The sequence below is a fragment of the Clostridium chauvoei genome, from assembly GCF_002327185.1.
Taxonomy (GTDB): Bacteria; Bacillota; Clostridia; order Clostridiales; family Clostridiaceae; genus Clostridium; species Clostridium chauvoei.
In genome coordinates, this window is the sequence record NZ_CP018624.1 from 1,439,095 (window position 1) to 1,463,035 (window position 23,941).

17 protein-coding genes and 1 pseudogene are annotated in these 23,941 nt (G+C 28.0%); 1 reads left to right on the plus strand and 17 read right to left on the minus strand.

Going from position 1 to position 23,941, the window contains the following annotated elements; translation table 11 throughout:
• Positions 1–5: 5 nt before the first annotated feature.
• The 10 genes and pseudogenes from fabD to BTM21_RS06835 form a co-directional block, all read right to left on the minus strand.
• Positions 6–935, minus strand: a complete 930-nt coding sequence (fabD, locus tag BTM21_RS06790; RefSeq protein ID WP_079481294.1) for an ACP S-malonyltransferase — start codon at positions 933–935, stop codon at positions 6–8.
• Positions 928–1,866 carry an enoyl-[acyl-carrier-protein] reductase FabK gene (gene fabK / locus BTM21_RS06795; RefSeq protein WP_079481293.1) on the minus strand — a complete coding sequence of 313 codons (939 nt, stop codon included), beginning with the start codon at positions 1,864–1,866 and terminating at the stop codon, positions 928–930. The genes fabD and fabK overlap by 8 nt, the downstream gene beginning before the upstream one ends.
• A 57-nt stretch (positions 1,867–1,923) precedes the next feature.
• Complete coding sequence (gene acpP / locus BTM21_RS06800; RefSeq protein WP_021875454.1) at positions 1,924–2,145, minus strand: acyl carrier protein; 222 nt, start codon at positions 2,143–2,145, stop codon at positions 1,924–1,926.
• A 61-nt stretch (positions 2,146–2,206) separates the two neighbouring features.
• Entirely contained in the window at positions 2,207–3,184 is a 978-nt protein-coding gene (locus tag BTM21_RS06805; RefSeq protein ID WP_021875453.1) for a beta-ketoacyl-ACP synthase III, read from the minus strand.
• Positions 3,185–3,193: 9 nt separating this feature from the next.
• Positions 3,194–3,645, minus strand: a pseudogene (locus BTM21_RS06810) (MarR family winged helix-turn-helix transcriptional regulator).
• Positions 3,646–4,011: 366 nt separating this feature from the next.
• Entirely contained in the window at positions 4,012–4,929 is a 918-nt protein-coding gene (locus BTM21_RS06815; RefSeq protein ID WP_021875451.1) for a tetratricopeptide repeat protein, read from the minus strand.
• Positions 4,930–4,945: 16 nt separating this feature from the next.
• The gene (locus BTM21_RS06820) at positions 4,946–5,278 is read right to left on the minus strand and encodes a hypothetical protein (RefSeq protein ID WP_079481292.1); all 333 of its coding nucleotides are present in this window, start codon (positions 5,276–5,278) and stop codon (positions 4,946–4,948) included.
• Positions 5,279–5,310: 32 nt separating this feature from the next.
• Positions 5,311–6,444, minus strand: coding sequence for an SEC-C metal-binding domain-containing protein (locus BTM21_RS06825; protein WP_021875449.1), 1,134 nt, complete (start codon positions 6,442–6,444; stop codon positions 5,311–5,313).
• A 76-nt stretch (positions 6,445–6,520) separates the two neighbouring features.
• The gene (gene clpA / locus BTM21_RS06830; RefSeq protein WP_021875448.1) at positions 6,521–8,746 is read right to left on the minus strand and encodes an ATP-dependent Clp protease ATP-binding subunit ClpA; all 2,226 of its coding nucleotides are present in this window, start codon (positions 8,744–8,746) and stop codon (positions 6,521–6,523) included.
• Position 8,747: 1 nt separating this feature from the next.
• The gene (locus BTM21_RS06835; protein ID WP_021875447.1) at positions 8,748–9,047 is read right to left on the minus strand and encodes an ATP-dependent Clp protease adaptor ClpS; all 300 of its coding nucleotides are present in this window, start codon (positions 9,045–9,047) and stop codon (positions 8,748–8,750) included.
• 187 nt (positions 9,048–9,234) lie between these two features.
• On the opposite strand from BTM21_RS06835, the gene BTM21_RS06840 reads away from it, so the two are divergent.
• Positions 9,235–10,863 carry an IS1182 family transposase gene (locus tag BTM21_RS06840; protein WP_096145471.1) on the plus strand — a complete coding sequence of 543 codons (1,629 nt, stop codon included), beginning with the start codon at positions 9,235–9,237 and terminating at the stop codon, positions 10,861–10,863.
• Between the two features lie 177 nt (positions 10,864–11,040).
• Here BTM21_RS06840 and BTM21_RS06845 read toward each other — a convergent pair whose 3' ends face one another.
• The 7 genes from BTM21_RS06845 to BTM21_RS06875 all read right to left on the minus strand — a co-directional run bounded on the left by BTM21_RS06845 (position 11,041) and on the right by BTM21_RS06875 (position 23,935).
• Positions 11,041–11,229 (minus strand): hypothetical protein, encoded by a 189-nt coding sequence (locus BTM21_RS06845; protein WP_079481291.1) that lies wholly within the window; start codon positions 11,227–11,229, stop codon positions 11,041–11,043.
• Positions 11,230–11,366: 137 nt separating this feature from the next.
• Positions 11,367–11,927 carry a sugar O-acetyltransferase gene (locus BTM21_RS06850; RefSeq protein ID WP_021875446.1) on the minus strand — a complete coding sequence of 187 codons (561 nt, stop codon included), beginning with the start codon at positions 11,925–11,927 and terminating at the stop codon, positions 11,367–11,369.
• 30 nt (positions 11,928–11,957) lie between these two features.
• Positions 11,958–14,843 carry a penicillin-binding transpeptidase domain-containing protein gene (locus BTM21_RS06855; RefSeq protein ID WP_079481290.1) on the minus strand — a complete coding sequence of 962 codons (2,886 nt, stop codon included), beginning with the start codon at positions 14,841–14,843 and terminating at the stop codon, positions 11,958–11,960.
• 239 nt (positions 14,844–15,082) lie between these two features.
• Positions 15,083–17,836, minus strand: a complete 2,754-nt coding sequence (locus tag BTM21_RS06860; protein ID WP_096145383.1) for a polysaccharide lyase 8 family protein — start codon at positions 17,834–17,836, stop codon at positions 15,083–15,085.
• A 159-nt stretch (positions 17,837–17,995) separates the two neighbouring features.
• Positions 17,996–19,966: a bifunctional 2',3'-cyclic-nucleotide 2'-phosphodiesterase/3'-nucleotidase gene (locus BTM21_RS06865; protein ID WP_096145384.1), complete on the minus strand. Its 1,971-nt coding sequence runs from the start codon at positions 19,964–19,966 to the stop codon at positions 17,996–17,998.
• 335 nt (positions 19,967–20,301) lie between these two features.
• Complete coding sequence (gshAB, locus tag BTM21_RS06870; protein ID WP_079481288.1) at positions 20,302–22,623, minus strand: bifunctional glutamate--cysteine ligase GshA/glutathione synthetase GshB; 2,322 nt, start codon at positions 22,621–22,623, stop codon at positions 20,302–20,304.
• A complete protein-coding gene (locus BTM21_RS06875; protein ID WP_021875441.1) occupies positions 22,607–23,935 on the minus strand; it encodes an MATE family efflux transporter in 1,329 nt (442 codons plus the stop codon). Before BTM21_RS06875 ends, gshAB begins: the two co-directional genes overlap by 17 nt.
• Positions 23,936–23,941 lie beyond the last annotated feature (6 nt).

Consider the following 23,941-nt stretch of genomic DNA (forward strand, 5'->3'; position numbering starts at 1 on the left):
TCCTCCTATGATTTTAATGCCTTTACTGTAGCTTCTAATGAAGCCATATCTTCTATATTTAAAACTTCTACTTTTCTATTTATTCTTTTAACAAAACCTCTTAATGCCTTTCCTGGCCCTATTTCTACAAAAGTATTAACTCCATTATCTATCATATCTTTTATTATTTTTTCAAATAATACTGAAGACATCATTTGTTTTCTAAGAAAATCCTTAATATCATCTTCTTTTTTATATTGAGTTCCTTTTACATTTGCATATACTATTTTCTTTGCTTCATTTATTTTTACATCTTTTAAAGTATCAAAAAACTCAAAACTTGCATCTTTAAGTAAGGAGCTGTGAAAAGGTCCACTTACTTTTAAAGGTACTGCCATACCACCAAGCTCTTTAGCTATTTTAATAGACGCCTCTATAGCTTTAAAATCCCCTGCTAATGCAACTTGTCCTGGACAATTATAGTTAGCACCTTCTATTACTCCAAATTCTTTTGCTCTTTTTAGTAATTCATTAATTTTTTCATTATCTAATTTAAGGACTGCCGCCATAGTTCCAAGACTTGAAGCTGATCCCATAATTCTTCCTCTTTCTTTTATAAGCTTTACTCCATCCTCAAAAGAAATTACGCCACCATAAATTAAAGCTGTATATTCTCCTAAAGAAAGTCCTGCGATAACATCACTTTCTATTCCATTAATCTCTAAAGCTTTTAAACATGCTAAAGATGTTAATAATATAGCTGGCTGAGTATTCTCTGTTAAAGTTAAAACTTCCTCTGGTCCATTAAACATCATATCTTTAATTGGCATTTTTAATATTTCTTCGCCTCTATTAAAAATTTCTCTACATTCTGGTATATTTTCATATAAGTTTTTTCCCATACCTACATATTGTGCTCCTTGACCAGAAAAAAGAAATGCTATTTTCTTATTCATTGTTCCCCCCAAATCTTCCCATCACATTGGTAGCTTCTAAAAAGATTTCTTCTATTATTTCTTTAGCTGTTTGCTCTTTATTTACAAGTCCTGATATTTGTCCAGCCATTACTGAACCCTTATCTAAATCTCCTTCTTTTGCAGCTCTTGCCAAAGCTCCTCTTCCTAACTCCTCCATCTTTTCAACTTCTCCAGCCTTTTCAAGTTTCATAAACTCTCTTGAAAGCTTAGTTCTTAAAACTCTAACTGGATGCCCTGTAATTCTTCCTGTTACATCTGTATCGATATCTTTAGCTGACAAAACTTTATCTTTATAATTTTGATGAACTGTACACTCCTTTGCAACTAAGAACCTAGTTCCAACCTGAACCCCTTCTGCACCTAACATATAAGAAGCTGCAACTCCTCTTCCATCTCCAATACCACCAGCTGCTACAACTGGTATATTTACTGAATCAACAACCTGTGGTACTAAAGTCATAGTTGTTAATTGCCCCACATGACCACCTGACTCTGTTCCTTCTGCTATTATCGCATCAGCACCTGCTTTTTCCATTCTCTTTGCTAATGCAACTGAAGCTACAACTGGTATTACTATTATCCCAGCCTCTTTCCACATATTCATATACTTACTAGGGCTTCCTGCTCCTGTTGTTACCACTTTAACTTTTTCTTCACACACAAGTTTTGCTATTTCTTCCACATTATCAGCCATTAACATTATATTTACTCCAAAAGGTCTATCTGTTAATTCCTTTGCTTTTCTTATTTCAGATCTAACCCATTCAACCGGAGCTATTCCTGTAATTATCCCAAGTCCACCTGCTTCACTTACAGCAGCTGCTAATGATGCGTCTGCTATCCAAGCCATTCCCCCTTGGAAAATTGGATACTTAATACCTAATAACTCATTGATTCTAGTCGATTCCATAAAAATTCCTCCTATTTAATAAGCCAGATAATACTATCTGACTTAATCTGTTGAGAACTAATTTAATTTTGATTGTACGTAATCTACTGCATCCTTAACAGTTTTTAATTCTTCTGCTTCTTCTAGTTGAATTCCAAATTCTTCTTCTAACTCAATTACAACTTGGAATAAATCTAATGAATCTGCTCCTAATTCTTCAAAAGTTGTTTCTAATTTTACTTCACTTTCACTTACTCCTAATTGATCTACTATTACCTTTTTAATTTTTTCAAATAACATTTTAAATCTCCTCCATGTTTTTCTTTTAATTTTTATATTATAAATTTTACTTAATACTATATTATTTTTTCCATTCAATTAAAACTGAACCATAAGTTAAGCCTCCGCCAAAACCTACAAGTATGATTTTATCACCCTTTTTAAGCATACCCTTTTCCTTCATTTCATTAACAGCAATTGGTATTGATGCTGATGAAGTATTTCCTATCCTATCTAGATTTACAAAAAACCTAGACTTTTCTACACCTAATTTTTTTGAAGCATAATCTATTATCCTTACATTAGCTTGGTGTGGAACTATATATTTAATATCATCTAATGAATATTCTGTTCCTTCTAAAACTTTATTTACACTTTCTTGAATAATTGACGTTGCAAACCTAAATACTTCCCTTCCATTCATCTCTATAAATTTCTTTTTATTTTGAATATTCTGAACGTAAGGATTGCATACATCTACAGATCCAGCAGTTAAGCACTCCCACTTATCTCCATAAGCCTTAGTAAAGGATTTAATTATTCCCTTTTCATTGCTTCTTGATAAAATAGCTGCTCCTGCTCCATCACCAAATAACACACAAGTTCCTCTATCTTTCCAATCTACTATCTTAGATAATACCTCTGCTCCAATTATTAATGCATGCTTATAATTAAAAGATTTCATCATACCTTCTGCAACTTGCATTGAGTATAAGAATCCTGAACATGCTGCATTAATATCAAAAGCTGTTGCATTTAAAGCTCCTATTTCCTTTTGTACCATACATGCAACTGATGGTGTAAACATATCAGGAGTTATAGTTGCAACTATTAAAAGTTCTATATCCTCTGGTTTTAAATCAGAGTTTTTTAAAGCTGCATAAGCAGCTTTAATTGCTATTTCTGATGTATCTTCACCTTCTGATATTCTACGTTCTCTTATTCCCGTTCTTTCGAATATCCACTCATCACTTGTTTCAACAATCTTGCTTAAATCATTGTTTGTTACAATGTTAGAAGGTACATAAGCTCCAACTCCGTTAATTATTATTTCATTCATATAATCTCCTTACTTGATTAACTCATGCTTCTTTTTAAAGTACTCACTTAACCTTTCTAATGATGATATAAGTATTTCTTCCTCTTCTTCTGTTAAGCCTTCTATGGTACTTTGAACCATTTCATTATGGAATTTTTCATGCAATCTAAAAGCAAGCTTTCCTTTTTTAGTTAATCCAACTAATACTACTCTTCTATCTTCTTCTATTCTTTTTCTTTCTACATAATCTTTTTTATTAATTTATTTATTGCTGTAGTTAATGTTCCAACTGTAATATCTAAATCTTGTGCTACTTCACTCATAGTTCTATATGAGTACATTCCTATAGCTTCAATAGTATGCATTTCTGTTACTGATAAATCTGAAAGATGTCCATGCTTTAATGTTTTTTCTTCAATTTCCAAAATATCATCAAATATTTTCACCAATAATTCATTTACTACTTTTTCTGATTTTCTCATAATTATCCACTCTCCATTTTCTTCTTAAAGTTAAACTATGATACTATAATAATCTAACTTTAACTTAAATTCAATTGGTGACCCCAAAATATTTTGAGGTTTAAATAATTTGATAATCAAAATATACTACAATCAAAATTCTTTGTCAACATTTTATTTTTAGTTTTTAAGAAAAATTTGTTAATAAATAATTAAAAGGGCAAGTAATATTAAAACTTGCCCTTATCTTATAAATTATTATAATACTCCAAATACTAAAGCTATAAATATAATCATAAAATCTATAGTTCCAACCATAAAAGATAGTGTATAACTACCTTTTTTAGAAAGTTATATTAAAAATATCTTCTATTATCAATTTTATTTCTAAATAAATTTTTCTTTATATATAGATAAAGTCCTTATTTTATCTAGCTCTTTATCTTTTTTCATATATTCATAAAAAAACTCATTTAACTCTATACTTTTTAATACATCATAAAAAGCTTCTTCTAGCTTTTCTATATTTACATAAAAGCACGCTCTATTATAATATAAAAAGCCTTCATCCTTATTTTCTTCTATTCCCTTAGTTATTATTTCTATAGCTTTTTTAAATTCTTCATTTTCTCTATATATAATTGATAGATTTAAAAAACTATAAGGATAGTTTGGATTTTCTTCAATAGACTTTTCATAATATTTAATGGCTTCGTCTATATTTCCAAGCTTTTTAATAAATACCCCCATATTAAATAGTATTCTAAAATGTTTTGGTGAAATTTCTAAAGCTCTTTTCATATATTTTAATGCATAATCTAAATTTCCTAATTCATCATATATACAAGCTAAATTTGCATTTGCCCATAAATCATTAGGTATTAACTCTAAGACCTTTTTATAATTCTCTATGGCCTTGTCTTTTTCCCCTATCTCATCATATACATTTGCTACAAAAAAGTATGCTCTATCATATTTATTATCTTTTTCTATGGCCTTATTATAAAATTCTATAGCTTCATTATAAAAACCATCTTCATCATATAAAACTGCTAATCCATAATAGGCTCTTGCTTCATTCTCATCTAATTCTAAGACTTCTCTATATTTTTCTTCTGACATATCTTTTCTTAAAACTTTATCATAAAGAAGAGCCATATCTAAAATTAACTCTATATCTTCTTTTCCTTCTTGTAACTTATATGCTTTATTATAAAATTTTAATGCTTTAAAAAGATTCTTTTCAGAAACAAAAGTTCTAGCTATATTTATATAATTGTTAAAAAGATACCTTTGATTCGTCATATCACACCTACTAACTTTAAATAAATTTTTTATATCCTTTAAATATAATTTTAAAGAAAATAATTTCTATTAATGCTATAAATGCTATTACAACAACTACATTTATTTCAAAAAATATAGATGCAGAAGCTAAAAATGTATATAAAGATCCCCCCATAATAATAACTTCTCCTACCCATCTTGAAAAAGCTTTTTTATCTTTTATATCTTCATAATTTATATCACCTGAAAAAATCCCAAAGGTTTCTATCATAGTTTTTACTATCGACTCTTTTTTATTAAACCAAAAGAAAGCACCAAATAAAAATTCACAAAACCCGTAAACTAATAGTATATATTTAAATACCATAATTCCCCCTCCTTAAAGTGACACTTCTATGACTATCTTCCACAACACTTCTTGTATTTTTTATTACTTCCACATGGACAAGGATCATTTCTACCTATTTTTTCTTCATTTACTATAGTCTTTTTATTATTTTCTATTTCTTTTTCTGTATGTCCTTTTAAAGCCCATCTTTTAATTGATTTTGCAAGCTTTGTAAGTTCAGCTGTAAATATATTTTTCTCTTCATCAGATTCTATTTCATAAGCTTCTAAAAAAGTTTCTATAGCCTCTTCTAAAGCTACTTCATTTTTTATAGCTATTGAAAAACTATCTATTTCTTCTTTAAGAATTTTTTTATCTATAACAAATAATTGTCCCATTACCTTCTCAAGCTTTTCACCTTGTTTACATTCTTCTATAAAGTCTGGTCTTGAAGCTTTAATAAGAGTCTTTTTATCTATTTTAATATAATTGATTTCTTTATTATCCTCTTGCTCTTTTAATATAGCTAAAGGTTCTTCTACATCTATATGATAAGCTAAATCTCCCTCTATTTGATAGTCGAATCCTAACTCTTCTCCATTTATAATAAGAGTATTTATATCCATATCATCAATTGAAAAATCTATATAACTTTGAACTAATTCTTTAAACTTATCAAAAGTTAAAACACCATAAAAATAAACCATTCCTGAAAATAGTTTAATAATTTCTGTATTATTTTTAGCTCTTTCCTTTAAGTTATCAGTTAACTTATCTTTTAATATTTTATATACTTCTTCAGGTAAAATTATATTTAGTTTTTTATCAATCATACCTGTAAACATTAATCCTCTATTTCTAAAATAGTTTGCATCTATAAGTTCACTACATTTATAATTTTTTATTCCTTTTAGTCTTATTAGTTCTTCAATATATTCTACTCCATCTTCATCTAGAAGGTTTAATACTGAATCTATGTTGTTTACAATTCCTTCTTTAACTTTTAAAACTGCATCTGCTTTTTTTAATGAAGTAATTCCTCTTACATTATATTTTGATGCTACCTTTACAAGTTCTTCCTTTGTCATTCTATCTAAATGGTATTCTAAAGATGAATTTTCATCCATAGCCTTCCATATTTTTTCTGCTTTTCTAATATCAGCTTTTAAAATATCTTCTTGAATTTTATTTATATCATTATTCAAAATCGTCACCTCTTATTATTCTTGTTACTAAACATTAATTCATTTGTAAAACTCACATATCATTATATATGTTAAATTACATAATAACCAGTTTAAATTTGCCATTCTCTATAGTAATATTACATTTCCCACCTTTAGATAAATCTCCAAAAAGAATTTCATCTATTAACAATGGTTTTAAACTTGAATTTATTATTCTTAGTATTTCTCTTGCTCCAAATTCTCGTGATATTCCTTTTTCTGATAAATAACTTATACACTCATCATTAAAGCTCATTATTACATTTTTATTTAGTAATTTTTCTTTAAACTTATTTATTTCTTTTTTAATTATGTTTATTGCCATTTCTTCATTTATATAATTAAATGTAACTATTTTATCTAGCCTATTTCTAAACTCTGGTGTGAAGACTTTTTTAACCTCTTCATCTATAGCGTCAAAGTTTATTTCTCTTCTTCCAAAACCAACTAAGGATTTTCCTATATCCTTTGCCCCTGCATTAGAGGTCATAATTATAATTACATTTCTAAAGTCAGCTTTTCTTCCTTTATTATCTGTAAGGGTTGCATAATCCATAACTTGTAATAAAACATTTAATATGTCACTATGTGCTTTTTCAATTTCATCAAGTAAAAGTACACAATTAGGGTTTTTTCTTATGGAATCTGTAAGCATTCCACCTTCTTCATAGCCAACATATCCTGGTGGTGTTCCTATTAATTTTGAAGCTGAATGCTTTTCTGTATATTCACTCATATCAAATCTTACTAAATCAATACCAAGCGTTTTTGCTAATGTTTTTGCAATTTCAGTTTTACCAACGCCTGTAGGTCCTACAAATAACATAGATGCAATTGGCTTATTATCATCATTTAATCCTGCCCTTGACATCTTTATACATCTTGAAACCTCATCTATTGCTAAATCTTGCCCAAATACATTCTCTTTTAACCTTTTCTCTAAGTTTCTTAAAGAATTAATTTCAGTACTTTCTACTGTTTGTTTTGGTATATGACAAACTTTAGATATAATTTCTTCTATAACTTTTTCATCTATTATATTAGTTGAATTGTTTTTATTATTCATAGAAACATATGCACCAGCTTCATCTATTATATCTATAGCTTTATCTGGTAAAAATCTATCATTTATATATTTATTACTTAAATTTACGGCTATTTCTATAGCTTTATCTGTATATTTTACATTATGATATTCTTCAAAATTTTTCTTAAGACCTTCTATAATTTTAATAGTTTCAGAAATAGAAGTTTCTTTTACCTCTATAGTTTGAAATCTCCTAACTAATGCTTTATCTTTTTCAAAATGCTTTTTATATTCATCATAAGTTGTTGATCCTATAAATTTTATTTTTCCTTCTAATAAGTAACCTTTAAGTAATGATGCTCCATCTAAGGCTCCACCATTTAAAGCCCCAGCCCCTACTATATTATGAATTTCATCTATATATACAATAGGATTTTCATGTTCTTTTATAGCATCAAATAATTTTTTTACTCTCTCCTCAAAATCACCTCTATATTTAGTACCCGCTAGTATAGATCCTATGTCTACAGAAAATATCTCTGTATTTTCTAATTTACTTGGTGCATTTCCCTCAGAAATAAGCCTTGCAAGTCCTAAAATTATAGCAGTTTTTCCCACTCCAGGTTCTCCTACATGAATAGGATTATTTTTAGTTCTTCTACAAAGAATTTGTATAGTTCGCTCTATTATATCTTCTCTGCCTATAAATGGGTCTTGCTTTTCTTCTTTTACTAGATTAGTTAAATTCACTGCATATTTTTCTATTATATCTTGATTTTTACTTTTAGTCGTTTTATTGTTTTCTTTTTGTATATCTTCTAAATATTCATCCTCTTCCTCTCTATGACATAAGTTAAATAATAAATCGCCCTTAGATATACCTTGCTTTTCTAAAAAATATACAGCATAGCTATTTTCTAAATCATATAATGCCGCTATTATATGTTCTAAATCTATTATTTGACTTTCACTAAAAGTAGCTTGCTTCCCTGCTATGAAAATCAAGTCTTTAACCCCAATGCTTTCTTCTGGTTCCACTCCCTCTATTTTATCTACATAATTCTCTATATAATTTTTTAAGTCCTTTTTTATTTCATCTATATTTCCATTACATTCTATTAAAGCTTTACTAAAAATTTCCTCATCTAAAGCAGCATATAATAAATGCTCAGGAGTTACATACTCATTTTTATTATCTTTTGCAAAATTAAAAGCCCTAATTAAAATATCATTTACTATTTGTGATATATACATATTATTCTTCCTCCACAGTCAATTTAAATGGAAAACCTTCTTCTCTAGCCAAATTCATTGCTTTAGAAACTTTAGAGAAAGCTATGTCATAAGGGTAAATACCAGCTACTCCATTTCCCTTTTTATGAACATCTAACATAATCTTATTAGCTTCTTTAATATCTTTATTAAATATATCCATAAGTATAGCTATTACAAACTCCATAGTTGTAAAATCATCATTATGCATAACTACTCTAAAATTTTTAGGTTCTTTTATTTTTACTTTGTTTTTTTCTTTTATTCCTATATTAGTTTCCAAATTTGTCCCTCCACCATGTCTTATTAATATTAAAGTATACTCTAATCTTATTATTTTTCGCAAGTTATTCTATATTAAATAAAAATATGGGGCTGTCGCACTAAATAATAGTGCACAGCTCCTTTTTGATGCAAAAAAAAATAAATCCCAAACTCAATAGTTTAGGATTTATGGTAAAATGTTTTTTATGCAACTAAAAAATATTTTACAACAAAATTATACTGTAAATCGAAAGTTTTATCAATTAAAACTTCCTTTTGATATAGATTGCATAATTCCAGAAAATGATTCGGTGAGATTACTAAGTCAGTTTGTAGAGGAGACGGATTTAACTGACCTATATTCTACTTATTCTAAAATAAGAGAAAATCAAGTATCGCCAACGAACATGTTAAAGATTGTGCTTTATGGATATATGAATGGTTTCTATTCTTCACGAGATATAGAAACAGCATGTCTTAGAGATATAAATTTTATGTTTTTACTCGAAGGGGCATCTGCTCCGGATCACTCAACATTTGCAAGATTTAGAAGTTTACATTTTGCTCCATGTGCTGAAAAGATATTGGCTGAAATGTCTAATTTTCTTTATGAGATTGGAGAAATATCAGGCAGATCAATATTTATTGATGGTACTAAAATAGAAGCTTATGCAAATAAATATACATTCATTTGGAAAAAAGCTGTGACAAAAAACATGGCTAAATTATTAACAAAAATAGCCGACCTTGTAAAAGAATGCGAAGAACTTTATGGTATTAAATTGATTTATAAAAATAAAGTTCAAATGAGGCACGTAAAAAAGCTAAAGAAAAGGCTTTATGAATTAAAGAAAATTGAAACTATTGAATTCGTCCACGGATGTGGTAAAAGAAAATCACCACTTCAAAAATCTATAGAGAAGCTTGAAGAGTATCTTTCAAAATTCAAAGAATATAACCAAAAAGTATACACCTGCGGAGAAAGAAATAGTTATTCAAAAACAGATAATGACGCTACTTTTATGAGAATGAAAGAAGATGCTATGAAAAATGGTCAACTTAAACCTGCTTATAATGTACAACACGGTGTTGATGCAGAATATATTTCGTGGCTTACTGTGGGACCACAGCCAACAGATACTACTACATTAATACCCTTTTTAAAAAGTATGGAATGGCATCTAAATTTTAAATATTCAAAAATAGTTGCTGATGCTGGCTATGAAAGTGAAGAGAATTACTCATTTATTGAGGATAATAATCAAATAGCATTTATTAAACCTTCTAATTATGAAATATCAAAGACAAGAAAGTATAAGAATGATATTGGCAGAATAGAAAATATGGATTATGACGCTGAGAATGATTTATTTATTTGCCAGAATGGTAAGACTCTAAAAGTCAATGGTATAAAGTTCAAGAAATCTAAAACAGGATATGAAAGTGAAAAAACAATTTATTCATGTGAGGACTGTAGTAATTGTAGCTTTAAGAGTAAATGTATTAAAGGAAATAATTCTAAAATTCCATTGGGGGAAAGAACTAAGAAACTTGAAACTTCAAAAAAGTTTAATCGTCAAAGAAAAGAAGATTTAGAAAGAATTATTACTGATGAAGGCATCTTACTTAGAATGAATAGAAGTATTCAAGCAGAAGGCTCTTTTGCACAAGTAAAACATGATATGAATTTCAGAAGATTTATGTGTCGTGGTCAAAAGAATGTTTTAGCAGAAAGCATCCTAATTGCTATGGCTCATAATGTTAATAAATTACATAACAAAATACAATCTAACCGAACTGGTAAGCATTTATTTGAGCTAAAAGAAGCTTTATAGTTAAATTTTTTAAGTCTTTTTTATTAGCTTTATTAAAGTGCGTCTATTTTTAAATAGAGTTTATTTATATTATAAAATGTGTAATAAATTTTATAAAAATATAGAAAAGGAGCTATCGCTAGCGGATTTTTTTACCCGCTATGCGACAGCCCCATATGAAAATACTATTATTACTTTTTAAAATGTCTTTCTACAATAAGGACAAATATTATTTACTGAATTAATAAATGGCATAACGCCACTAAATCCTGGTCCTGGCATTACGTTAATTGAAGTAAACATAGATTCAAAAAAAGATAGCTCTGTTTGATTTTTTATTGTGTTTTCATCTATTACATTACCACAATGAGGACATACTCTTTCCATTATATTATGACACCACCTTAATTAATTTAAAATAAAACTTTTAGATTCCATAATATAATTAGTATCTCCATTTTAAACTTACTTATCCAAATAATAAAAATAAGTTCACTTAGTATTAGCTAAATAAACTTATTTTATTATTTATTTTTAATTTCCTTTATAACCTTACAAGGGTTCCCTACTGCTATAACTCCTGATCTTATATCCTTAGTTACTACACTTCCTGAACCTATTGTAGTATTGGCACCTATTTTAACTCCTGGATTAATAGTAACTCCGCCACCAATCCATACATTATCTCCAATTTCAATTGGATATGCATATTCAAATCCTTTTACTCTTAGTTCTGTATCTATTGGATGTCCTACCGTAAATATATTTACATTCGGTCCTATTAAAACATTCTTACCTATTTTAACTTCTGCACAATCTAAAATTGTACAATTATAATTAGCATAAGAATTTTCTCCCCAGTGTATATTATAACCATAATCACATCTAAATGGCGGTTCTATAAAAAATCCTTTTTCTATTGAACCAAAAAGCTCTTTTAAAAGTTCATTTCTTTCTTCTACTGCCTTTGGTTCTAATGAATTATACTTAAATATAATTTCCTTGGCATATTGCCTTTCATTAAACAATTCCTCATCAAAAGGAAGATATAGTTCTCCTTTTATCATCTTTTCCTTTTCTGTCATTTCTATTCCTCCATCCCTTTTAAACCATATTTAATGTTGAGTATTTTTATTATCCTTTATAGGTGCTTCTGATACATATTTTCTAAATGATTCTGATTTACTAGCATAATTTGGATCCATCTTTAGCAACTGATCTTTAAAATAAGCTTCATAAATTGCTTTTGTTGGGTATGATGAATAACTACCTCTACCACCATCATATAAAACAGTAAAGGTTGCAATTTGTGGATCATCTACTGGTGCAAAACTAGCATAAGTTGCATAAGGGTCTCTCCCTATATAATCATAAGCTTCATCTGTATTTAAGAAATCGGCTGTACCTGTTTTACCTGCGGTAGGTATTGGGAAATTACCAAATTGTTGAACTACAAATGAACTTGGATCAGCATGATTAACTCTGTACATACCATCTTTTACTACTTTTAGGTTATTAGGATCTATATTAAATTTTTCTACTACTTCTGTATTAAACTCTTGAATAACCTCTCCTGTAGGTGCAGTTATTTTATCTACTAATCTTAGTTTGTATCTTGTTCCACCATTTGCTAATGTAGCTACATAATTCGCAAGTTGAAGTGGTGTAAATCTACTTATCCCTTGCCCAATTGCAGCATTTACTATTTCTGCTGGTGATGTAATCGCACTTGCTTGGTCAAAGATTGTAAATTGAGCAATAGCTGCAGCTATTATTCTAGTTTCTCTATCAAGGTCTACTTTTTTATTATTACTTTTCTCATAGTTTGCTACATTACTCTTATATTTTTCTGATGAATTCATAACAGCTTTTATTTCTTTTTCAATATTTTCAGCAAAAGCATCTGCATCCAATGAATGTTCTTTTGTTCCTACTGTTTCTAAGCTACTTATTACTTTATCTTTTAAAGCTTGTTTTGCTATCTTTAGCTCGTCTGTATCATCATCTGATTTTCTAATATCAAGGGGTATAAAGTTATATCCTCCATAAACACCTTTTTCTAAGAAATCAACTAATGAGAACATAGCTGAATTTACTGCACCATCTTTAAAAGATTCAAAATTATATACTTGCCCAAAATTTTCTTCTATTTCTATTCCTGTTTCTGGCTTCATATTACTATTAGCATCTAAACCGAGTCCAAATTTATAAGCATACTTAGCTATTGTATTAAGAGCCTCTACTTTTGAACCATATTTTTGATATAATCTAAAACCTGTTTCATAAAAATAGAAGTTAGATGATACTTGTAATGCTTTTCTAACATCTACAGGTCCATTAGGTAACTTTCCATAGTTAGTAGGTGCATAATCACCAAAAATATCTTTATGTATGTTCCATATTCCTGTATCATTCATAATTTCACCTGGTGTTATAACACCTTCTTCTAACCCAGCTACTGCTGTTAAAGGCTTAAAACTTGATCCTGGAGGTATTAACCCTTGAGTTGCATAGTTAAAGAAGCTTCTTGGGTAAATATCCTTATCATCTTTTCTAACTCCATCTTCTTCTGGAAACAACTCATCTAAAGTTGCTTTTGCATTTGTTCTAGCTACATAATCTTTATAAAAAGCTTCAAAATCTGGACTAAAGTATTTTTGACTTTCTTCTGCCGTTAATCCACCAGGCACTGCAAAAATATTTGGATCATAGTCTGGATAACTTGCTAAAGCAAGCACTCTTCCTGTTTTAACTTCTATAGCAACAGTAGCTCCTCTTGTTGCTGATGCATAGGTTGCCCCATTAAAGTCTACCATAGTATTTACCTTACTTAATATATCCTTTAATGATTCTTGAGCTGCATATTGAATATCCTTATCTATAGTTAAATGTATATTATTTCCTGGATAAGATTCTAACTTAAATAATTCTTCTGTTTTTCTTCCTTTAGAATTTACCTTTATAGTAGTTCCACCCTTAGTTCCTTTTAAATGACTTTCAAAAGCAGCTTCAATTCCTGAAACCCCTATTAAATCTGAAGATGCATCATATCCTCTTAATTCATATTTTTTTTCTTGAGAACTATTTATAGGAGATATATACCCTAAAACTGCAGACCCTAAATTATTATAAGGATAATGTCTTATAGGCTCTAAGCTTACATCTAATCCTGTTAAATCGTTTAACCTTTGATAAACTATAAATGCAGTATCTTTTTTAATATTACTAGCTATTGTAACTGCTCTATATCCTTTAAAGCTTTGCATTTTAATAGAGTCTTTTACCACCATGTATTTTCTTATGTCATTAGCTGAATATTTATTTAGTAATTCTAAGGTCATATCCTTTCCACTCATATTAGTATAAGCTTTTAGTTGTTCTTCTGTAGGTTTATTGTTTATAAGTTCATACATATTATAAACCTTTACTAGTTCATAAAATGTTTCTTCAGGAGTAATTTTTAACAGTTCTTTGTTTACAGCTTCTATATCATCATCTGTTAAATCTCCCTTTTTATCTTTAAATAATTCTTTTTCTATTTTTTCATTTAATCCTCTATCTCTTTTAAAGAGTATTTCTACTGAATTACGTTCTTCTTTTACATCTGTTTTAAAATCAAAATAGAACTTTCCATTATTATCTATTTTAAGCATTAGATCATCTTGGAACTTCTCTCCATTTTCATCTAGAATCTTAAAGATACTATCCATTGTTCCATAGAAATCTTTTTCTGATTCATCTGTGGTAGTATAAGTTAAAGCATATGTTTGAATATTAGTAGCTAATATATTTCCTTCATTGTCTAGTATTTTCCCCCTTGGAGCTTTTTCTGCTACAAACCTTGTAGACCCAATATCTGCTCTTTCTTTGTAATCTTCACCTTTGTATAATTGAAGATAAACTAACTTAGATATTATTGCTCCAAAAATAACAAACATCACTATATTTAATACTATATACCTAGACAACTTTTTTTTCTTTTTCTTATAGTTTACTATCATTAGCTCCTCCTTATTATTAATTAATAGTCGTAATTAAGTAGTTCAGGTTAGATTATAACATATATTTTTTCTTTTGTTATATTCAACTATATATTTAAGAAAAGTTTAATTATTTTTTGTTATTCTATTAAAATAATAATTAATAATTTCTCCATTATTAATTATTGATCCTTTTTCTAATTTTATACTAAAAAAAGGATACCTATTTAGATATCCCTTTAATTTAAATATGATTCTTATTATCTTTTTCTTTTTTTCATTAATCCTGTTCCTGCTCCAACTAAAGCCAAAGCTACTCCTAATAATCCTGTTGCTCCTACTACAGCACCTGTTTTAGGTAAGTTACTCTTTTTTATTTCTTCCTTTGAAGATAAATTTTCATTAATTATAGGAGCTTCATTTTTATCTTGTGGCTTTTGTGTATTATCTTGGGTTCCTGTATTGTCTGGTTTTACTGTGTCATCTGGTTTTACTGTATCGTCTGGCTTCTCAGTATTATCTGGTTTTTCTGTATTTGAATTATCTGAAAGTTTAACAACTAATTCAAAAGTTTTCCCACTAGCCCCTGTTGTATTAACATCAAAAGATGTTTTATTATTTTCAAAATTAACATTAGTTATTTCATTATCTGAAGATAAAACTTCCATTCCTTTTTTATTTATCTCAACAGAAATTTTATTTTGTTCAAAAGTTGGATCTGATACTGCTATAGTTAAAGTATTGTCTTTATTTTCCTTTATCATTATTGATGAATTACCTGAAGCTGTGATAGAACCTGAAGTATTTTTACCATCTATAAAGAAATTTGCTCCCTCCATATTTAATCCTAAATGCTTCACTCCATGAGCTACTTCATCATTTCTTAGAATTTCAACATTTGAGTTTTCTGAGTATTTTTTAACTTCATCTACTGATTTATTTGGTAATAAAACATAACTATATTTTTCATTATTAATTTTAGAACCATGATTTATATACATAGTTAAATAATTATTTTCTACTACTTTATCTGCTTCTTTTTTAGATGAATTTATTGCAAACCAATTTCCTTCTCTATGGTCTTTTAGTACGTTTACATCTGCACCTTCTGGGAAGTAATAACCTATATCTGAATTACCAACATTTCCTTCTAAATGAGCCCATTTAGCATTTTTAATTTTATCTGTCTCTCCTAATGCTTGTACCTTTTCTGCTCCATCAACTGTAAATTTATTGCTTCCATCTTTTTTTATTTTTCTATTTTCAACTATAGTTTCATTATCATATTCTTCTGGATTTGTAATTCCTGAACCTAATGCTACTATTTCATCATCAAACATAAACCAAGATTTATTTGCAGTTAATGTATCATATTTATTGTCTATCTTCATTCCTGAAATACCATAAACTCCGAGTTTAGAACCACCTGACCAACTGCTTTTTCCAAGTTCATAATAGACTTCATCTTGTGCAGCATCACCTGGAGCTACTTCTGGTAGTATCTCTTTATCTAATCTTGCTCTCTTATCTATTGTTGTTCCTGGCATTCTATATGGATCTATAGTTGGCCAGAAATCCTCTGAAAATTGAGTTAAATCATCATTGTGTAAATATGTCATTCCATCTCCTTGGAACCAAGGTTTTAAATTTTCTTTATTCATAAATTCATATTTACTTATTCTATTTGAACTTCTTGCAATTGCTAGTGCATAATTTTCTCTTTCATGTATAGTCTTGTCCATCATATTTAAAGCATGATGTTCAGCTCCTTGAGTTGCTTGTATAACGTTTCCATCATTTACTATATCGTAATATTTATTTATTACATTTATAGACTTAAGTTTTGTTCCAAAATCTAGTACATCTGAAGCCTCAAAAGCCCATTGTTTAACTAAAGCTTGTATTTTATTTGATGTTTCTACATCAGCTATCATTGAAAGTTTTATCATACCTTCTATTATTCCTGATGCTTGCATATATCCATTGCTATTATATCTTGATATAGATCTTCCTCTAACCATATCCATAACGTATCCTTTATAGATAATTGGGTCAAAACTTTTAAATATCCAGTCATATATATTATTTTTGCTTTCTGATTTAATTTCCCATGGAGTCCCTTCTAATAAAAACATTATATTTGATATTTTATCAATTAATACATTTCCATAAGAACCTGTATAAGCTACTATTCCATGTTGTACATAAGATCCATCTGGATAAAAACCATCTCCATTTGTTACATATTCAAAAACTCCTTCTATATCCTTTGAAGCTTCTTTTATTTTTTCTTTATCTTTTGATATTACACCTTGTAATAATTTATTAACACATACATCTGCTAGGTTTGCACCTGTATGATATTTACTTCCTGGTTCTATACTTGGTAAGAATTTTTGAATTGCATCCATATATCTTTTTATTTGATCTTGTGATAGATCATCATGCATTAAAACGGTTACATTATTTAGCCTAGCAGGTATTCCTATCATCCAATCCCACCAATTTCCATACTGTTCTATGTTTTCATTGTAGGCATTTTTATTTATCCATTCTAAAGCATATATTATCTTGTTTTTTAAAGCTTCATTTTTATAATACTTATCATTAGGTAAGCTGTATGCTGTAGCCATTGAAACTATATTATTAAACATTGAAGTTATTCTTGCTGGATTTTGCTTGTAATCTTTAAGATCTTCCCATAACCAGTCATTAGCAGGATTTTCATTCATACTTGCTATGTATTTATCAGTTTGTTTTATATACCATGAAATCTTTTTATTTATAGTAGGATTAGATGTATTTACTTTATTTCCACCTGTTAAATCTTCTTCCCATTTTAATCTAAGATTATCAATTATAGAAGATTCATCTTTTGTATTTATAGTCATCCCAGAATTAGTATTACCTATTGTCTCTGCATTTACAATAGTTCCCAAAGTAGTAGTTAAGCCTATGCTTGTAACTAAAGTTGCTGCAATAATAATTTTTATTGTTTCTTTACTTCTTTTCATCGCTTATACCCCCATCAATATATTTAATAATTGTGCTTATGTAAACATATTAACAGGCAGTAAATCGGTTTTCAAGGGTTTTATGAAATTTTTTCTAGTTTCAATATAATTTAAAAAATAAAAACTGTTTTCAATTACTCGAAAACAGTTTTATTGTTATTATTTGTTTAAATCATATACATAGTTTTTAAGCTTATCTCCAGCTTTATCTACACTAGTTATTCCTTTATATTCATTTACATATTCTTCTGCTTTTTCATTTGATATAAATTTAGCTTTAACTCCTTCACCTACTAATCTCCAATTATCATCTCTTTCGCATGGTACTGGACTGTGTTCTTTTATATAATCTGATATAATTTGTCTTGTTTCATCAGGAGCTAGATATACAAGTTTATCTCCATTTTTTAAGCATGGGAAGTGTCCACCACCACCTGCTCTATAATTATTAGTTACTACAAGGAACTCTTGCTTATCATCTATAGGACTTCCATTAAAGGATAAGTTTTTAATTCTATTTGCTTTTTCATTTACAATATTTCCTTCTTTATCATATTTAGCATCTTCAGTAACGTCTATATCATAAGTTACTCCATCTATGATATCAAAATTAAATCCTGGATAATTAGTATTTATTAAGTCTTGAGCTTCACTATTATTCTTTTCTAGTTTATTAAATTGGCCTGCACTCATTTCTAGCCATTCTCTAACTTCTGCTCCAGTTACTTTAACAATAGCTAGCATATTTGGGTATTTATAAAGATTAGATACATCCTTAATCTTTAGATCCCCTTGCTTTAAATCAAAATAATCTTCTGCATTTATTCCACCCTCTGTTAATCCAGCTTTAAGTGGTGCTGTTGACGCTAATAGTGGAAGATCCTTATATGCTTTAATTTCTTCAAGGTTATTTAATCTTAATTTTTCTACATACTCTTTTTCTGCATCAGTTATTATTTGCATTCCTGCATTATCTGCTACTAAAGCAAAATAACTATTTATATTTTTAGCAATTTGTCCAACTGGAGAGTTTATATAATTTAATATTTTCTCATGATACGGTTTTAAGAATTCTACTAAATCTTTATCATTTTCAACACCCTTAGCAGTTCTAACTTCACTCTTTCCGTCAGCAACCTTCCACTTATCTCCGTCCTTTTCAAGCTTTAAATCTATAATTCCTAATTCCTTTGCATAATTTAAAGGTTGTACTGTTGGAATTCCATTCATAGTTCCCTTCTCAATATCAACATTTCCTAATTTTTCATATTTTTTATTAGGGAATTGATCATGAGAATGTCCAGTTACTACAGCATCAATTCCTTTTATTTTGGTTAGTTCATATGCTTCATCTTCTTTACCTTCTTCATATTTACCATCACCATATCCACTATGAGATAAAGCTATAACAATATCTGCACCATCTTCTTTAATTTTAGGAACAAATTCCTCTGCTGTTTTCTTTATATCTTTTACAACAACTTTTCCATCTAAATTAATTTTATCCCAACTTAATATTTGTGGAGGTACAAAACCTATTACCCCAATTTTTATAGTTTGTTCTTTACCATTTGAATCCATAACCTTTTCTTCTATTATTTGATATGGAGTAAATACATTAGTTTTTCCATCAGCTTCATAGACATTAGCATTTACTGTTGGTAAAGTAGTATCTCCTAATAATTGTTTAAGATAATCTAAACCATAATTAAATTCATGGTTTCCTATGTTTCCAATATCATAATTCATTTTTTCTAAAGTTTCATATATTGGACTCTTTTCACCTTTTTTAGTTTGTTCAACACGATTATAGTAATCAGCTAAAGGAGTACCTTGAATATCATCTCCATTGTCCACTACTATAGCATTATCTATATAATCTTCTAAATTATTGTTAGGATCTACTTCTTTTTTAGCTTCTTTAATTAATGTAGAAATCTTAACCATCCCTAATTTCTCTGTTGGAGAATCTGTATAATAATCATAATCCATTAAATTTGAATGCATATCTGTTGTAGCCATTATACGAAGATTAACAGTATCTTTGTCTCCACTAGCACTCTTTTTAGATGTTGATCCACAACCTGAAAATACAAATGATGTTGCAACTAATTGCGTAGCTATAAGCATTGCTAATAATTTTTTCTTCTCATCCTAATTACCATCCCTTAGTTTTTTAATTTTTGTTATTTCTGAAACGTTTCATAATCCAAAAGTATTTTTATATAATTTAATTAAACTTATAATCAATATTTTCCCATATAATAACTTAATTTTACCATAATACCGATTACATAACAATTATTTTGACTTTTTTTATAAAAAATTTATATTTAACCTATTTTTTTGATAAGATAACTATAGATTTCATTAAATTGTTTACATTTTAAAATATATTTACTATTTTTAATTAATTTTAATAAAAAAAGGTATTCAGATTAATTTCTAAATACCTTAAAAGTAAATTAGCATTCGTTAGCATATTCAAATCCTAACAAATCTAAAATTTTATCGCCTATATTTCTTTCTTTTCCTTTGTATGGAAAGCAATGAATATGTATAGCTGGGTTAAAATTAAGTTCTATTATTGCATAATCAGAATTTTCATCATTATAATCTTCTATAATCATATCTACTCCGCATATTTTAGCTCCTATAACTTTAGCTGCATCTACAGCTATCTTTTTAAAACTTTCATTTACATCTTCTGTATAGTCTATACTATCTCCACCTGTACTTATATTAGAATTTTCTCTAAGATATACGATTTCTTTATTATGTGGAATATAATCAAAAGTCTTGCCTCTTTGCTTTAAGAAAAGTTCCACTGTTTCATCTAAAACAATTTTTTCTAAAGGAGTTTTATATCCTTTTCCTCTTAAGGAATCTTTATTTTTTTCAAAGACTAAATCTCTTATACTATGTAGTCCATCACCTAATACATTTGCAGGAACTCTATGTAATATTCCTTCTACCTTATCTCCTATAACTAAAAATCTATATTCTTTTCCCTTAATAAATTCTTCTATAAGGACAGTATTATCATATTTAAATGCAAAGGTTAAAGCTTTTATTATATCCTCTTTGCTTGCACCTTTAGTAAATATACTTACTCCTAGACCAAAATTAGTGGATTTAGGCTTAATTACTATTTCCTTATTTATAAATTCATCAATACTATTTATTCCTTCTTCTAAAGAATAAAATTCTTTCCCTAAAGGTACTTTAACTCCATTTTTATGTAATATTTTTTTAGTTACAGTTTTATTTTCCATCATTAAAATAGATATGTAAGTATCTACAGAAGTTTTAGTTGCTTGTTTTATATATTCTATATGGTTTTTCTTTTTTAAAGCTATGAAATTATCATTCTTATCTATTATTTCAATTTCTAAACCTCTTTTAATTGCATCTTTTAATAATATTTGAGTAGATAACTCTAAATTTTCATATCCTACTAATTTATATCTATTATCATAAGATTGATTTTTATACTCTTTAGCTAATTTAAGATTTGCATTTATGTATCCTTCTTTTCTAGCCATTTCTGTAATTCTACTTGCATAAGTAATATTAGGATTTTTAACTTTTTCTATTTGGTTTTCTATAACCTTTTCTTGATTTAAGTTAAAGTCTATATTTAATTTATATATTTCATTAAGTATGACCATTGCCCACTTGTCTTTTTCTATAACTTCTCCATTTCTCTTAAGTAATATATTTTTTTGACCATAATTAGCTACAATTTTTTGATTATATAATGCTTCTTCTTGCCACTTTTCGTAATATACCTCTTCTTCATTTAAAAGAAATAAAGTAAATAAGTTTACAAATTTTAAGTCTTCTAAGCTAATACCTACTTTATCAAAAGGATTAATATCAATACTTCTAATCTCTAAGTATTTAATCCCATCTTCTAGTAATGAATCTAAAAATCTATTATTATCCCTAGCCTTTAATCTAATTTGACTATATAGCTCCTTATGACTATCTATAATTTCTTCTTTTACATAATCTTTTATACTTCCAACATAACTTTTTACATTTGTATAGTCTGGAAATAGCTCTATTTTATTACCATATCCACAGTCTCCATTTCTGTACGATAAAGCTCCATCATTACTAAATGTATCATCTGCTATTTTTTGTAGTTTTTTAATACATTCTCCAGCATAACTGCCATGTATTATTGCTGCTCCTCCTAAAAGATAAATTAAAAGCCATCTATATCTTAAGTAATTTCTAGCTACCTTTAAATAAATATCATCTCTAAAATCTTTATAGCTTTTATCTTTTTTTGATTTTTCATATAGCTTTTCTATTATAGATTCACTATAAGAAAAATTATAATGAATACCTGAAATTAATTGTTTTTTTCCACCATATTTTTTAAATAATTTTTCTCTATACTCTCTAGCTTTTCTTCCTTCTTCTTTACATTTACAAAACTCTGCAATAGGAATGTTATGATTTTCTGGAATATCACACGGCATGGATTGTGGCCATAAATACTCATCTTTAATTTCTGAATCTACAATATCAAAAAGTGCACTACAAAAATTATATACTTCCTCTGCACTATTGCATACTGGAGTTATTAATTCAACTTGACTTTCTGAAAAATCAGTTGTTATATATGGGTTTGACATTTTGCCATGGAAATTTTTTGAGTGTGGTTTTAATGATAATCTCCCCTCACTATCAACTCTTAAGGATTCTCTCTCTAGTCCGTATCCACCATTTAATAATTCTTTTTTACTTAACTTATCCTTAATATTGTACAACATCTTTATAAATCCTCCATATTTTCAATCTATATATTAAATAAGCTATTATCCCCTTTAAAATACTTGATATTGATATACTAAACCAAACTCCACTTATACCTAAATATTTAATTAATAATAAAGCCATTGGAATCCTTAAAACAGTAAATGTCATACTAATAATAGCTGGAATCTTAGGTCTCCCTACTCCAGTAAACATACCATTAGATACCATCTCTACTGCAGCAAATATTTGAGATATTCCAATTATTCTTAAATAACTACTGCCTATTATTATAGTTTCTTGTTCCCTTACAAATAGTTTAACTAAAAATTCAGGGAATATTATAAATATTAAAGATGCTAATCCTGCATAAATTATCCCTATTGATAATGAAATGTTATATCCCTCTAATACTCTTTTAAGTTTATTAGCTCCATAATTTTGTCCAACAAAACTAGACACAGCTCCATTTAATCCACCTACTACAATTAGCATTATAGATTCTATTTGAAGACCTATTTTTTGAGCTGCAATTGCATCTGATCCAAAGGTTGCAATTATCTTTGCTAAAATTATATTAACAAAAGTAAATAAAACCCTTTGAAACGCCATAGGAAAGCCAAGCTTTATAATTTCAATTACTCTTTCTTTTTTTATTCCTAATTTAAAATCAAAGGTTAACATCTTTTTACCTTTAATATTAAATAATATAAACATTACAATATTTGAAAATAATGTTGCTATAGCTGCTCCTGAAACCCCCATTTTAAAAGTATATATAAGTATAGGATCTAAAATTATATTTAAAACTATTCCAAAATCACTTATTTTTAAAGCACTTTTATTGTTTCCAAAACTATTTAAAACTCTAATATACAGTAGATTAAAAAATGCAAAAAACATCATAGGTGCACTAAATAGTAAATATAAATACCCTTGCCTTTCAACTAAAGGATTATTTAAATTAAAAAAGCTTATAAAATTTCCCCCTAAAACTATAATTATAATTGAATAGATTAATCCAATTATAAAATTTAAAAATAACCCTGAATTTAAATATTCTTTAACTTGCTTTTCATCTTTTTGTCCAACAGAATGTGCTACTTTAATTCCTGTTCCAATTATAACTAAAGCATTTATAGAATATCCAAGTCCTATAAAAAAACTAGAAGTTCCTATACTAGCAACACTATCGCTTCCAAGTCCCCCAACCCAAAGCATATCTACTAAATTATAAGTTAATTGTAAAACTGAACTTCCTATAATAGGTAAAGCAAGAGTTAATATTACCTTTTTAACATTTCCTTTTGTTAAATCTATTTTTTTCATATAAGC